This is a genomic window from Corynebacterium sp. HMSC062A03 (assembly GCF_001811145.1).
GTDB lineage: Bacteria > Actinomycetota > Actinomycetes > Mycobacteriales > Mycobacteriaceae > Corynebacterium > Corynebacterium aurimucosum.
Map to the genome: position 1 here is coordinate 1 of NZ_KV803664.1, position 14762 is coordinate 14762.

The 14762-nt window shown below is 60.0% G+C and carries 10 protein-coding genes; all 10 read right to left on the reverse strand.

The annotated features are described in order from the left end of the window. On the reverse strand, positions 1-2029 hold a 2029-nt coding region (locus HMPREF2781_RS05515; protein WP_210386011.1), incomplete at its 3' end, for a Rib/alpha-like domain-containing protein. Positions 2030-2371: 342 nt separating this feature from the next. Continuing rightward, on the reverse strand, positions 2372-2797 hold the full coding sequence (locus HMPREF2781_RS05520) for an ECF transporter S component (protein ID WP_246821784.1): 426 nt from the start codon (positions 2795-2797) through the stop codon (positions 2372-2374). Positions 2798-2919: 122 nt separating this feature from the next. After that, on the reverse strand, positions 2920-6915 hold the full coding sequence (locus HMPREF2781_RS05525) for a DNA-directed RNA polymerase subunit beta' (RefSeq protein WP_070644691.1): 3996 nt from the start codon (positions 6913-6915) through the stop codon (positions 2920-2922). 104 nt (positions 6916-7019) lie between these two features. Then, positions 7020-10499 (reverse strand): DNA-directed RNA polymerase subunit beta, encoded by a 3480-nt coding sequence (locus HMPREF2781_RS05530; protein ID WP_070448029.1) that lies wholly within the window; start codon positions 10497-10499, stop codon positions 7020-7022. 277 nt (positions 10500-10776) lie between these two features. Further along, complete coding sequence (locus HMPREF2781_RS05535; RefSeq protein WP_070644692.1) at positions 10777-11733, reverse strand: cell envelope lipid trafficking protein PgfA; 957 nt, start codon at positions 11731-11733, stop codon at positions 10777-10779. Between the two features lie 117 nt (positions 11734-11850). Further along, positions 11851-12195: a HigA family addiction module antitoxin gene (locus tag HMPREF2781_RS05540; protein WP_186312136.1), complete on the reverse strand. Its 345-nt coding sequence runs from the start codon at positions 12193-12195 to the stop codon at positions 11851-11853. Beyond that, the gene (locus tag HMPREF2781_RS12705) at positions 12173-12496 is read right to left on the reverse strand and encodes a type II toxin-antitoxin system RelE/ParE family toxin (RefSeq protein WP_308418478.1); all 324 of its coding nucleotides are present in this window, start codon (positions 12494-12496) and stop codon (positions 12173-12175) included. Before HMPREF2781_RS12705 ends, HMPREF2781_RS05540 begins: the two co-directional genes overlap by 23 nt. A 132-nt stretch (positions 12497-12628) precedes the next feature. Then, entirely contained in the window at positions 12629-13015 is a 387-nt protein-coding gene (rplL, locus tag HMPREF2781_RS05545; protein WP_046647762.1) for a 50S ribosomal protein L7/L12, read from the reverse strand. A gap of 86 nt (positions 13016-13101) precedes the next feature. Beyond that, complete coding sequence (rplJ, locus tag HMPREF2781_RS05550) at positions 13102-13623, reverse strand: 50S ribosomal protein L10 (RefSeq protein ID WP_070644693.1); 522 nt, start codon at positions 13621-13623, stop codon at positions 13102-13104. Positions 13624-13961: 338 nt separating this feature from the next. Beyond that, complete coding sequence (locus tag HMPREF2781_RS05555; RefSeq protein ID WP_083308530.1) at positions 13962-14756, reverse strand: ABC transporter ATP-binding protein; 795 nt, start codon at positions 14754-14756, stop codon at positions 13962-13964. Positions 14757-14762 lie beyond the last annotated feature (6 nt).

Consider the following 14762-nt stretch of genomic DNA (forward strand, 5'->3'; position numbering starts at 1 on the left):
CAGGCTTACCAGAACCATCCTCATAACCAGGCTCAAAGGTCTCATTGTCCTTTGCAGCAGGTGCATCCAGGTCAAACTTCGCAGGAACCTCACGAGATACCGGGTCGGCCCCCTCAGCCGGGGTCCAAGTAACCTTTACCAAAGCCTCATTTTGTCCCTCAACCTGCTTATCTGCAGGCCAGGTGATAACACCGGTCTTATCGTCGATTTCCAGGCCCAGCTTCTCGGCAGCGGCAGGATCTACGAACTCGAAAGTTGTACCTTCCGGTACCTTCTCTTCGGTATCAGTATTCGGGTTGTCGAAGGAAGGCTTTACTTCAAGATCCTTTTCCTTGGCAGTCCCCTTGGTCTCGTCGTAGTTCACGACGGTCGGGTCTGCCAAGAAGGAGTCGGCCAAAAGGAGGGTGCCCGTTGGCTTACCCGAAGCATCGGCGGCGAATACCTGAGAAGAGTATACAGTCGGCTTGGAGAGATCGTTCGGAACGGTGAAGTCGCAGGACTCCAGCTCGCCGAGCTCGTTAGCGGTAACGGTGCAGAATTCACCAGTGGATTCACCGTCGGCAAACCACTCAATAGCGTACTCCTGGTTGGGAACCAAACCAGTGGTCTTCGACTTAGCGGTATCACCAGGAGCTGCAATAGCAGACGCGTTATCGTAGTTGATTACGTCGTGAATCGGGCGCGGAGTCAGCAGAGCGAAGTTCTGGACAGAAATATTCGCTGACGTGTTCGCTTGGCCGAGGAACCATTCATTCGAGGGCTGGAACATGTTGTCCTGGTAGTTACCCATCCACAGGTCGCGGTTCTCACCAACTACCGGATACAGGTACATATAGTCCTCGTTGATGTGGCGGTGACGCTGGCCAGCTGTACCGTTCCACTGCATCAGATTGCCATGCTCTTCTTCCTCAGCAGAAACGAGCTTGCCCCACTCCTCATCAGTGGTCTGCTTTCCCTTTTTGTCGTGAGTTGCGCCATACAAGCCAGCAAACGGCAGGTAGAAGGTACCATCATCCTTTACATAGGCTACGCGCGACTCAGCAATGTGGGATCCTACGCCGTGCTCAGCCTGGTACTTGTCGACGATTTCCTTTTGTGCGACACGGAACTGCTCACGAGTGTAGTTCTTGTTGGAGTCCTTCCAAGCATCGAACTGACGGGCCACTTCGTCGTTAACATAAGACCCAACAACCTTAACGTCGGTAGCAGCTCGGTCTGAAGAATCCTTAAAGTATCTCTGCGCTAGGGTGCCACCGTTTTCGTTATTCTCCCACCAAACACTGCCACGCGCCGTGCCGAAGATACCACCCTCTGGCCACTTCTTATCGACAGTGGGCGCTTCGGTCCACTCAGTTTCAGGCTTGGCGAGCCAACCATCCACGTTCGGACGCTCCTGGAATACTACCTTGGCGCCCACGATGCGGTTAATGCCAGCCGTAAAGTCCCAGCTTTCCCATTTACGGGTCAAACGGTTGTGGAAGCGGCCGCTGTACATGTCGCCACCGCCTGCTAGCGTGTACTTTGCCGGATCCGGGTTCTCAGCCCAGGTTCGAACCTGGAACTTCGAATCTCCGGACAGTTTAAACTCGATAGGGTTGCCTAGGCCATCCTTCGGCGCATTAGAGAGGTCGAAGACGAACTTACCCTCAGAGTCGGAGGTGGTGTAGTAGATTGGCGAAACTTGACCCTTGCCGTTGACGTACTGCAAGAAGACCTTGACACCGGACATAGCTTCGTCAGCTTCATTCTGGGCCTCCGGTCCGGAGTCGCGATCCAAATAGACCGCACCTTGGTATCCCTGCTTCTGACCCCAAGTACCATCTGCTCGGATAGCGGTCGCTTCCGAAGTGCCTCGGGTATCCACGCTGGGCTTCTGGTCAGGCGTGGTGTCCTGAGCAATAGCGGCCGGCGCAGCATTCGGACTTACGACTGGGTGAACGAAGGGCGCAACCATCGCGACAGAGAGCGCGGCGGCTGCGATCGTCGTACCGCGACGACGAGCGGAACCATTAAAACTCTTCAAATTCATGAAGAATCCTTTCATGAGAACAATTAGGGAATGGGTCAACTGCTGCCCTAGGTCAGATTTCGAAGCCTCTTAAGCATTCCTGAAGGCAGACTGGACTCAAGCTGAGACGTTACCCCCCCCCCGCCACTCTCCGCAAGAGCTAAATTCGCTTGCGGTTAACGTTGTCCATGCATGTCGCAAGCATTCCGACGCCTAAAACCTGTAAAGCTGCAGGCCGCTGCCGGTTCCAACGTTCATGGCGTTCACCAGTTTCCTTAGGCTAGGAATACCGGTCTTAAATAGGCTGCCCGCCAAGCTCCTTCTAGAGGGGGCCTGACGGGGGTATCAACCTGAGGTTCAAACCTAAGACTTTTTATAGATCGCCGACCGCACCGCCATGGCCAGTACATAGAAATTCGGTGCCACGGTCACGACGGTGGCGAGGAATTGAACGATTTCGGCGCGGAACTGAATCGCGGCATCACCGGGAGCGAGGTCGAGGGTGACGAAGGCATCGATTCCGGTAACGAGCACAGCAGCGGCACCGGATTGTGCGCCGGTGAGAATGGTGAAGCGGGTGTATTTGAAGGCGAAAAAGGCTGCCTCCATTGCCAGGGCGGTGAGGAGGATTGTTGGCCACCCCAACTGCTCAAAGCTCCCAACCAACGCACGGGACAAAATAACGGTCATGACATAGCCCACGAAGGCCGCACCCGGCTTGCGGGTGGTCAAGGCCGCGCACAGAGCACCCATAAACTGCAGGACCCATAACGCAGAGAGCAAAGTCATCAGGCTTTCCCAGCTGAGACAAACGCCAAGAAAAGACCCGCGCCTCCTCCCCCACCAGCGTGTGGCGGAGTGAAGCGCGGGTCTTCGGTTTCCCTCGGTAATAAAGGACTAAGGACTAGGTCCTAGAAGGTGTAGTCCTCCTCCAGCGGGACGGAAGCACCGGTGAACTCACCGAAGCCATCGTCGCCGTAGATGGAATCACCGTAGGTCGGGATGGAGTACGCAGCGTTGCGTGCGGCCTCAGTCGGCTTAACGCTGATGTTGCGGTAACGGGAAATACCGGTACCGGCTGGGATCAGCTTACCGATGATGACGTTCTCCTTCAGACCAATGAGCTGATCCGAGCGCTTGTTGATAGCGGCGTCGGTAAGCACGCGCGTGGTCTCCTGGAAGGAGGCCGCCGACAGCCAGGACTCCGTAGCCAGCGAGGCCTTGGTAATACCCATGATCTCACTGCGCAGCTGTGCCGGCTGGCCGCCCTCAGCGACCTGAGCCGCGTTAACCTGCTTGGCCTCAGAGAGGTCAATGAGGTTGCCCGGCAGCAGGTCGGTGGTACCAGCGTCGATGACGGTACCGCGACGCAGCATCTGGCGGATGATGATCTCGATGTGCTTGTCGTGGATGGCCACACCCTGTGCACGGTAGACGGCCTGGACTTCGTCGATGAGGTGCTTCTCCACACCACGGCGGCCGAGGACCTCCAGCACGTCGTGCGGGTCAGCCGCACCACGCATGAGGCGGTCACCGGTGCTGACGTGGTCACCGTCGCGCAGGGAGCGCTCAATCATCGCATCCGGGTTGGACTCCATCGGGCGGCGGACCTGAGCCAGGCCCTGGCGCTTCGACAGCTTCTCGTAAACGACGTTGTCGGAGCCATCATCCGGGGTGATGGTCAGGGTCCAGAAGTTACCCTCATCCGACAGGGAGACGGTGCCGTCGACGGAAGCGATAGGAGCACGGTTCTTCGGGTTACGGGCCTCGAAGAGCTCCTGAACACGCGGCAGACCACCAGTAATATCGCCACCGACACCACCCTGGTGGAAGGTACGCATGGTCAGCTGGGTACCCGGCTCACCAATGGACTGTGCGGCCACGATGCCGACTGCCTCACCGATGTCGACCAGCTGGCCGGAGGCCATGGACTTGCCGTAGCACTTGGCACAGACACCGGCCGGGGTCTGGCAGGTCAGCACGGAGCGGACCTTGATTTCCAGAACACCAGCGTTGACGATCGTGCGGCTGAGCTCCTCAGTCAGGTCGGTGCCTGCCTCAGCGATGACCTCGCCGTTTTCATCCTTGATGTCGTTAGCCACGACGCGGCCGGAGGCGGAGGTCTCCCACAGCTCGTGCAGGTCGTAGGAGCCAGGGGCAACCTCGACGCCGAGCGGGACGCGCACGCCCTGGCGGGTGCCACAGTCCTCCTCGCGGACGATGACGTCTTGCGCCACGTCCACCAGACGACGGGTGAGGTAGCCGGAGTCAGCGGTACGCAGAGCGGTATCCGCCAGACCCTTACGGGAACCGTGCGAGTTGTTGAAGTACTCCAGAACCGACAGGCCCTCGCGGAAGGAGGTCTTAATCGGACGGGTGATGTAGTCACCCTTGGAGTTCACAACCATGCCCTTCATACCGGCCAAGGTCCAGATCTGACGCATGTTACCGGCAGCACCGGACTTCACGATCATCGGAATCGGGTTGTCGTCAGGGTACAGCTCCTCGACGGCGTTACCCACGGTGTCCGTGGCATCCTTCCACAGCTCCACCAGGCGGTCGTAGCGCTCGCGCTCGGTCAGAGCACCCTGCTCCCAGTACTTGCGCTCAATGCGCTCTGCTTCCTTCTCATAAGACTCGAGAACCTCGGTCTTGTTCGGCAGAACCAGAACGTCGTGCATGGTGATGGTCACGCCGGAACGGGTGGACCAGTAGAAGCCCGCGTCCTTCATCTTGTCCAGAACCTGGGCAACGGTGATCATCGGGTACTTCGCGGCGAGGTCATTAATGACGTCACCCAGCAGCATCTTGTTGCCGGCGCCGCCCTTACGGACCATGACGCCCTCGAGGTACGGGTAGTTCCACGGCAGCAGGTCATTGAACATGATGCGGCCCAGGGTGGTCTCAGCGAGCCAAGCCTGGCCCTTCTGCCAACCATCCGGGAACTGCTCTGCCTCAATGTCTGATGGCGGACGCAGGTGAGAGATGCGCACCTTGATCGGGGCCTGCAGGCCCAGGACACCGCGGTCACGAGCCATGATGGCCTCCGCGTAGGAGGAGTACACGCCCTGCTCCGGACGGTCTTCGGTGGCGGGCTGGTAACGGCCCTCACCGCCGATCTCGTCCTCGGCCTTGTCCATGGTGAGGTAGTACAGGCCGGTAACCATATCCAGGCGCGGCATAGCCAGCGGCTTACCGGAGGCCGGGGACAGAATGTTGTTGGAAGCCAACATCAGCACACGTGCCTCAGCCTGTGCCTCGGCGGACAGGGGCAGGTGGACTGCCATCTGGTCACCGTCGAAGTCAGCGTTGAAAGCCTCACAAGCCAACGGGTGCAGCTGAATGGCCTTACCCTCGACGAGCTTCGGCTCGAAGGCCTGGATACCCAGGCGGTGCAGGGTAGGTGCGCGGTTCAGCATCACCGGGTGCTCGGAAATGGCCTCTTCGAGGACGTCCCACACCTCGGAGCGCTGGCGCTCCACCATGCGCTTAGCGGACTTGATGTTCTGTGCGTAGTCGTTTTCCACCAGGCGCTTCATGACGAAGGGCTTGAAAAGCTCCAGTGCCATGAGCTTCGGCAGACCACACTCGTGCAGCTTGAGCTGCGGACCAACGATAATCACGGAACGGCCGGAGTAGTCCACGCGCTTACCCAGCAGGTTCTGGCGGAAGCGGCCCTGCTTGCCCTTGAGCAGGTCAGACAGGGACTTCAGCGGGCGGTTACCCGGGCCAGTGACCGGACGACCGCGACGGCCGTTGTCGAAGAGCGCGTCAACGGACTCCTGCAGCATGCGCTTCTCGTTGTTCACGATGATCTCGGGAGCACCGAGGTCGATCATGCGCTTGAGGCGGTTGTTGCGGTTGATCACGCGACGGTAGAGATCGTTGAGGTCGGAGGTAGCGAAGCGGCCACCGTCCAGCTGCACCATCGGGCGCAGCTCCGGCGGGATCACCGGGATGGCATCGAGCACCATGCCGGCCGGGTCATTGCCCGAGCGCAGGAAGGCTGCAACAACCTTCAGGCGCTTAAGGGCACGCATCTTCTTCTGGCCCTTGCCGTTGTTAATGATCTCCTTGAGCTCCTCGGCCTCAGCCTCGAGGTCGAAGTTGCGGATCAGGGTCTGGATAGCCTCAGCACCCATGCCGCCGGTGAAGTAATCCTCGTAGCGGTCAACCAGCTCTTCGTAGATGGTCTCATCGATGATCATCTGCTTCGGAGCCAGCTTGATGAAGGTATTCCAGATTTCATCGAGGCGAGCAACCTCGCGCTCACCGCGCTCGCGGATGTGCTGCATCTCCTTGTCGGCAGCGTTCTGGACCTTGCGGCGGGCGTCGGCCTTAGCGCCGACGGCCTCCAGCTCGGCCAGATCCTGCTCGAGCTTGGCAGCGCGCTCAGCGATCTCTGCCTCGACGTCATCCTCCACGTCCTTCTTCTCCAGCAGCATTTCTGCTTCCAGAGTGGACTGGTCATTGTGGCGAGCTTCCTCGTCCACGGAGGTGATGATGTTGGCGGCGAAGTAGATGATGCGCTCAAGGTCCTTCGGAGCCAGGTCCAGCAGGTAGCCCAGGCGGGAAGGAACGCCCTTGAAGTACCAGATGTGGGTAACCGGCGCGGCCAGCTCGATGTGACCCATGCGCTCACGGCGCACCTTGGACTTGGTCACCTCGACGCCACAGCGCTCACAGATGATGCCCTTGTAGCGCACGCGCTTGTACTTACCGCAGGCACACTCCCAGTCACGGGTCGGGCCGAAGATGCGCTCACAGAAGAGGCCGTCCTTCTCCGGCTTGAGGGTGCGGTAATTAATGGTTTCGGGTTTCTTGACCTCGCCCTTGGACCAGCGACGGATGTCCTCTGCGGTGGCCAGCCCGATGCGGAGCTCGTCGAAGAGATTTACGTCAAACACGTAATGTCTCCCTTTCATCCCCCGTCAGGGGGGAAGTTGATGGCTTTGAATGTAGGTGGTGTTTCGTTATGCCCGCCGCTGTTGATAGGCGGCGGACCAAGAAGCTAGGCGATGTCTGCGTCGGAGCGCTCGTCGCGGGACAGGTTAATGCCCAGGGACGGAGCGCCGTCCATGTCGTCATCGTCGGAGCCGGACAGTTCCATCGGGGTGCCGTCGGTGGAGAGAACCTCCACGTTCAGGCAGAGGGACTGCAGCTCCTTGAGGAGGACCTTGAAGGACTCCGGAATACCCGGATCCGGGATGTTGTCACCCTTGACAATGGCCTCGTAGACCTTGACGCGGCCGACCACGTCATCGGACTTGATGGTCAACAGCTCCTGCAGGGTGTAGGCAGCGCCGTATGCCTGCATTGCCCACACCTCCATCTCACCGAAGCGCTGGCCACCGAACTGTGCCTTACCACCCAGCGGCTGCTGGGTAATCATGGAGTACGGACCGGTGGAGCGGGCGTGAATCTTCTCGTCGACGAGGTGGTGCAGCTTGAGCATGTACATGTAACCGACGGAAACCGGGTACAGGTAAGGCTCGCCGGAGCGGCCGTCGAAGAGGCGGGCCTTGCCGTGCTCATCCACCATGACGTCACCATCGCGGTTCGGCTTGGAGGAAGCCAGCAGGCGAGAGATCTCCTCGTTGGTGGCACCGTCGAAGACCGGGGTTGCGGTGAGCGACTCCGGCGGGACGTCGTACAGCTCTTCCGGAAGGGTCTTGAGCAGCTCGGCGTTGGCCGGGTCCTCGGTGTCGATCTTCCAACCGGCGTGTGCCAGCCAGCCGAGGTGAACCTCGAGAACCTGACCGATGTTCATACGACGAGGCACACCGTGGGTGTTGAGGATGATGTCCACCGGGGTGCCATCCTCCATGAACGGCATATCCTCCGGCGGGAGGATCTTGCCCACAACGCCCTTGTTACCGTGGCGGCCGGCGAGCTTATCGCCGTCCTGGATCTTGCGCTTCTGAGCCACGTAGACGCGGATCATCTCGTTGACGCCCGGGGCCAGATCGTCATCATCCTCGCGGGAGAAGCGGGAAACGCCGATGACCTTACCGGTCTCACCGTGCGGCACCTTCATGGAGGTATCGCGAACCTCGCGGGCCTTCTCACCAAAGATGGCGCGCAGCAGGCGCTCCTCCGGGGTCAGCTCGGTCTCACCCTTCGGGGTGACCTTACCAACGAGGATATCGCCCGCGCGGACGTCAGCACCGATGCGGACGATGCCGCGCTCGTCGAGGTCACGCAGAACGTCATCGGAGACGTTCGGAATCTCGCGGGTGATCTCCTCCGGGCCCAGCTTGGTATCGCGAGCATCGATCTCGTGCTCCTCGATGTGGATCGAGGTGAGGATGTCTTCCTCCACGATGCGCTGGTTGAGGATGATGGCGTCCTCGTAGTTGTGGCCTTCCCACGGCATGAAGGCAACCAGCAGGTTGCGGCCGAGGGACATTTCACCGTTGTGGGTACCGGGGCCGTCGGCAAGCACCTGGCCTGCCTCCACACGGTCACCCAGGGAGACCAGCGGAGTCTGGTTGTAGTTGGTGTTCTGGTTGGTGCGCTCGAACTTGCGCAGCATGTAGGTATCACGCTGGCCCTCATCATCCATGATGGTGATGAGGTCAGCGGTGACGTTCTCCACCACGCCCGCCTTCGGGGTGATGATGAGGTCACCGGCATCGTAGGCAGCGCGCTGCTCCATACCGGTGCCCACGTACGGGGCCTCGGAACGCACCAGCGGCACGGCCTGGCGCTGCATGTTCGCGCCCATGAGCGCACGGTTAGCATCGTCGTGCTCGAGGAACGGAATCATGGCGGTTGCCACGGAGACCATCTGGCGCGGGGACACGTCAACGTAGTCCACGCCGGAGGCGTCGGTCACACCGATATCGCCATCCTTGAGGCGGACCTCGATGCGGTCGCCGGTCAGGGTGCCGTCGGCATCCTTCTCAACCTCAGCCTGCGCGATAGCGAAGCGATCCTCTTCATCGGCGGTGAGGTACTCCACCTGGTCGGTGACCTTGCCGTCCACCACCTTGCGGTACGGGGTCTCGATGAAGCCGAAAGCGTTGACGCGGGCGTAGGAAGCCAGCGAACCGATCAGGCCAATGTTCGGGCCTTCCGGGGTCTCAATCGGGCACATGCGGCCGTAGTGCGAAGCGTGAACGTCTCGCACCTCAATGCCGGCGCGCTCACGGGACAGACCGCCCGGGCCCAGCGCGGACAGGCGGCGCTTGTGGGTCAGGCCGGACAGGGAGTTGTTCTGGTCCATGAACTGCGAGAGCTGGGAGGTACCGAAGAACTCGCGGATGGCAGCAGAAACCGGACGGACGTTGATCAGGGAAGTCGGGGTAATCGACTCGGCGTCCTGGGTGGTCATGCGCTCGCGGACGACGCGCTCCATGCGGGACAGGCCCACGCGGACCTGGTTCTGGATGAGCTCGCCGACGGTGCGCAGACGACGGTTACCAAAGTGGTCGATGTCGTCGGTGTGGATGGAGATCATCTCACCGTTCGGGGCCTTCATCTCACGCTCGCCGGCGTGCAGGCGCACGAGGTACTCGAGGGTGACGGCGATGTCTTCCTCGGTCAGGGTCATCAGACCATCGTGGTCTCCGCCCAGGCCGAGCTTGCGGTTGACCTTGTAGCGGCCCACCTTGGCCAGGTCATAGCGCTTGGCGCGGAAGAAGGAGTTATCCAGCAGTGCCTGTGCGAGGTCACGCGTGGGCTGCTCGCCTGGGCGCTGCTTGCGGTAGATCTCCAGCAGAGCCTCATCGGTGTTGGCCACGCCATCGGACTCAAGGGTGGACATCATGAGCTCGGAGAAGCCGAAGCGCTCCTTGATCTGCTCTTCGCTCCACCCCAGGGCCTTGAGCAACACGGTGACCGGCTGGCGGCGCTTGCGGTCGATACGAACGCCGACGGTGTCGCGCTTGTCGACGTCAAACTCCAACCATGCACCGCGGGAAGGAATCACCTTCACGGAGTGCAGCGGGCGCTCGGTGGACTTGTCGATGGTCTGGTCGAAGTAGACACCCGGGGAACGCACGAGCTGCGAAACGATAACGCGCTCGGTGCCGTTGACGATGAAGGTGCCCTTATCGGTCATCATCGGGAAATCGCCGATGAAGACGGTCTGGGACTTAATCTCCTGGGTGTCGTTATTGATGAATTCTGCGGTGACATACAGTGGCGCCGAGTAGTTGATGTCCTTCTCTTTGCACTCGTCCACGGTGTTCTTCACCGGCTCGAAGCGAGGCTCCGACAGGGACAGGGACATGTTGCCCGAGTAATCCTGGATCGGAGAAAGCTCCTCGAGGATATCCTCAAGGCCGCTCGTCACGCGTGCGTCTTCGCCGCGCTCTGCCTGCTCGCGCTCGCGCCACTCGGGGGTGCCGATGAGCCACGCGTAAGAATCGAGTTGTAGATCGAGGAGGCCCGGGACAGCGATAGGCTCGCTGATTTTAGCGAAGGAGTATCGCTTCGGGGCTCCAGGGATGTTGGCCACTGACTTGGTCTGGCGGGAGACTGCCAAGATGGGTCCTTCCAGTACCTCTGGCGGATTGCGGCCCCACCCTGGCCGGTGAGGTGCAAAACCGCTGGTAGATTTAGCATTCGGTCTGCTGTGGAATGACTGGGTTTAGAATGCACAAAATCACCTTGTCAAGTCGGTTTTACCATCACCGCTCGAAAGGCTAAATGTGCACTAAAGATCCAGATTCCAGCGCAACGAAATAGCCTATAGCATAATGGCAGCCTTGTAAAGGCGAAACGTGCCGTCGGCGTGTCGCTGCGGAGATTCGCACGCGCGGCTAGCGAGAGTGACGGCTGGCGGGACGGCGGAAAGCGCCCAGCGCTCCGAGCAGCACCAGAAGGGCGCCGATGCCGACGCCACCCCAGCGCACCCACTGCCCCACAGCACTCCGCGGGAAGCGCTCTGCTTGCTGGAGCAGCTCCGCGCGGGATTCCTCATCAGTGGCACCGTTGAAGGCGAACTGCACCTCGCGCTCGTTGCCCTCGCGGTCGGCCCAGTAGTCCTTGATATCGACGTCCATGCCCACGACGAGTCCGGTGGCTTGGTCTACAAAGAGGTCCCGGGTTGCGGCGTGGAAGAGGTAGCCCTGCTCGGTGGAGCCATCTTCATTGCTCAGCGTGGTAGTCGTGTTCCCGGCATAAAGGGTAGCCACGTTGGTGGGTTCAATCTCCTGGTGGTAGCGGTAGACCGTGCGACCATCGATGTCGAGGGATTCCTCGAAGACGGCGTCGGCAGCCTTGCGCAGGACCGGGTCAAAGACCGGGTAGGTGGTCTGCTCGGCATCAGCAGGCAGCTTCAGCCAGTAGCCCTCGATTGGGACCTCCGCCGTGGGCGAGCCCATGGTGTGGGAGAGCGCCGCCGGGCCCGTGGCCTCACCGCTGAGGCGGTCGACGGGATAATTCCACACGCGCGCAAAGCTTAAGTCCTCCACATTGCCGGTGCCGCCACGGATGGCTGACTCCCCCACCCGCAGCGTCGCCGTGTCCTTGTCCGCCGGGTCCTGGATGTCCAGGTTGAGCTGATAGGTCATCGGCTCCTCGTATTGCGTAACACCCTCTGCGGACAGTGCCTGCCCAGTGGCATTCTCATCCTGCATCGTCCACGTAGTGTCCTTGATATCCAGCGGCAGGCGCGGGCTAAAGCTCAAGAAGCTCGAAGCCGCTAGGCCAGCTGCGATCAGCGCAACGCCAAGGCCGAGCAGGAGGACGGAGAAGATGCGGGACTTGGGCAGCATGGTGGCTTATCCTACCGACTCGTTTGTTCAAAACACATTTCCCTGGAGGGTGCGTTTCAGATTTATGGGGCGCTGCGGGGCGACCCTTACCTCGCATTGAGCGCAAGTTATCTGTTTCTATGAGTGAGAGTCGGCTTCTTCTTTGTGATTCCACGGGACGATGGCGCTGACATCCGTAGTCTGGCGAGCTTTCCACAGATCGTATTCCTCTTGAAGCCCGAGCCAGAACTCCGCGGAATTCCCAAAGTAGGCCGACAAACGCAAAGCCATATCGGCACTGATACCGAGCGCACCGCGAGTGATTTTGGAAACTTGGGAACGAGTAGTGCCAATGTCGTTGGCCAGGCGATACTGGGTGATACCGCAGGGTTTGAGGAATTCTAGGAGAAGGACTTCTCCAGGATGCGGAACGGGAACAACATCAACATGAGTATGCGCGTCAGTGGTAGTCGATAAAGTCAACGTCAACAGCTCCTTCGGGTGTCCACTTGAATATGATGCGCCACTGCGAGTTGACGCGAATTGAGTAGTAACCACCAAGGTCACCCTTGAGCCGCTCCAACCGGTTTGCTGGTGGAATCCGAAGGTCCGTGACATTTACAGACCGCCCAATCATAAGTAACTTGCGGCGCACTACCGAGCGCAATTCCGATGGAATATATCGCGGCGGCACACCATCCTGATGGAACCGCTCGAGACTTCTACGCCGAAATTGCACACTCCAATAGTGTCTCTTTTTGACCCTAGTGTCAAGACTTGACACGAAATGTTTAGAATCCGCCGGGCCATCGGGGTTCCGGCAAAACGGGAACAACCCCGCACCGCAGGAAAGCGGAACGGGGTTGTTGGCGCGCAGCGAGTGTGCTGCGCAGGAAAGCTGAGTAATTCAGGTGAATTACTTGAGCTCGACGGAAGCGCCAGCCTCTTCGAGCTTAGCCTTAGCAGCGTCAGCGTCGTCCTTGGAAGCACCCTCGAGGATAGCCTTCGGAGCACCCTCAACGAGCTCCTTAGCTTCCTTCAGGCCCAGGCCGGAGACGATCTCACGGACAGCCTTAATAACGCCGATCTTCTTAGCGCCAGCGTCGGTCAGAACGACGTCGAACTCGGTCTTCTCTTCCTCAGCGGCACCGCCGGCAGCCGGGGCACCAGCAGCAACAGCAGCAACCGGAGCGGCGGCCTCAACGTCGAAGACCTCCTCGAACTCCTTGACGAACTCGGAGAGCTCGATGAGGGTCATTTCCTTGAAAGCTTCAATGAGCTCGTCCTTGGTGAGCTTAGCCATGATTGGCATCCTTTCTCATTGTTCCTGGCCGCGCTAGGCAGCCAGATAAGTGTGTGTGTTTAAGTTGTGCGCCTGTAAGTGGCGTCTTAAGCTTCCGCAGCCTTCTTGTCCTGCAGGGCCGCAGCGGTGCGGACCATCTTGGTTGCAGGAGCGTTGAATACGGCGGCAGCCTTTGCCATAGAACCCTTCATGGCGCCAGCCAGCTTTGCGAGGGTGGTCTCGCGGTTGTCCAGCTTGGCGATGGCCTCAACCTGGTCGGCAGACAGAGCGTTGCCGTCCATGTAGCCACCCTTGATAACGAGTGCCTTGTTGTCATCAGCGAACTTGGTGATGACCTTCGCAGCATCCACTGCCTCGCCCTTGATGAACGCAATAGCGGTCGGGCCAGTCAGGTGCTCGTCAAGACCCTCGATGCCAGCTTCGTTGGCAGCGATCTTGAAAAGGGTGTTCTTGGCGACGGAGTACTCAACGTCAAAGCCGAGGTTGGTACGCAGCTCCTGGAGCTGACCCACGGTCAGGCCACGGTACTCGGTAAGCACGATGGAGTTTGCACCCTCGAGCTTCTCCTTCAGTGCCGCCAGGTCTGCGGTGTTCTTCGGGTTTGCCATTTTCTACTTCGCCTCCTTTCGAAACATCTCTTGTGTTTTCCGCCGGGGCCTTCCCTACTCCGCTTACCCGATGGACAACCGAAATAACAAAAGCCCCGTGCAAGAGCACAGGGCGCGCGCGGAAATCCGCGCTCATTCGCAAAGTGTCTCCTGCGTGGGCCGCCCTCTAGGATGAGGAACCTTCGATCCGGGTATCCGGATGACCGACGGTCTTCGGTGAACTTTGACTCGACCGCAGCGGGCCGTTCAAACTTCGCTAGGTACTTTACAACCCGACCTGCCACAACTCCAAATCGCTCCGCTGGGAGTTTCCTGCTCGAGCTCGTGTATGAGCATGTCTAGTCACCGAGCACCCCACGCGGAACGATAACCGGAGAGTCGCCTCGCGGGTCATCCCAGATTTCCACATCGATGCCATACGCGGCTGCCAACACGTCTTTCCGCAACGCCTGGCGGGGACTTCCCTGCGCGATGACCTCGCCGTTGTTCATGACCACCATGGTGTCGGAGTACTGGCCGGCCAGCATGAGATCGTGCAACACGACGACGACTGTTTTCCCCGAGTCGGCTTGTTTGCGCACGAGCTCTAAAACGCTCATGGCGTGGGCTGGGTCGAGGAAGGTGGTGGGTTCGTCGAGAAGCAGCACTGGCGTGTCCTGCGCCAGAGCAAGCGCCAGCCACACCCGTTGGCGTTGGCCGCCCGAGAGCGCCGCGATGTCACGGTCGATGAAGTCAGCAATACCAGTCTCCACGCAGGCCTGCGCGATGATGTCGCGGTCCTTCGCGGACAGTCCCCGCCCGCGGCCCAGGTGCGGGTAGCGCCCGCGCGCGACGAGCTCGCCCACCCGCAGCCCATCCGGGGCCATCGGCTGCTGCGGAAGGAGCGCCACGTGGGTAGCTGCTTCTTTCGGGCTCATAGCGTGCACGTCTAGCTCGCCGATGTGCACGCTCCCCTGTCGCGGGCGAAGAATCTTAGACAAGGTCTTCAACAGCGTGGACTTGCCGCAACCATTCGGTCCAATAAGCGTGGTGATTTCACCCGGGCGGGCCACCAAGTCAACGCCGGACAGGATGTCTTCCCCGTCCTTATAGCCGGCATGAATACCGGTAGCTGTAATTTCTCTGTCTTTCACAAGTTT

Bases quoted from the DNA above. Each gene is read 5' to 3' on its own strand.
- HMPREF2781_RS05520 (WP_246821784.1), bottom strand. From the start codon at position 2,797: ATGACTTTGCTCTCTGCGTTATGGGTCCTGCAGTTTATGGGTGCTCTG.
- HMPREF2781_RS05535 (WP_070644692.1), bottom strand. From the start codon at position 11,733: ATGCTGCCCAAGTCCCGCATCTTCTCCGTCCTCCTGCTCGGCCTTGGC.
- rplL (WP_046647762.1), bottom strand. From the start codon at position 13,015: ATGGCTAAGCTCACCAAGGACGAGCTCATTGAAGCTTTCAAGGAAATG.
- rplJ (WP_070644693.1), bottom strand. From the start codon at position 13,623: ATGGCAAACCCGAAGAACACCGCAGACCTGGCGGCACTGAAGGAGAAG.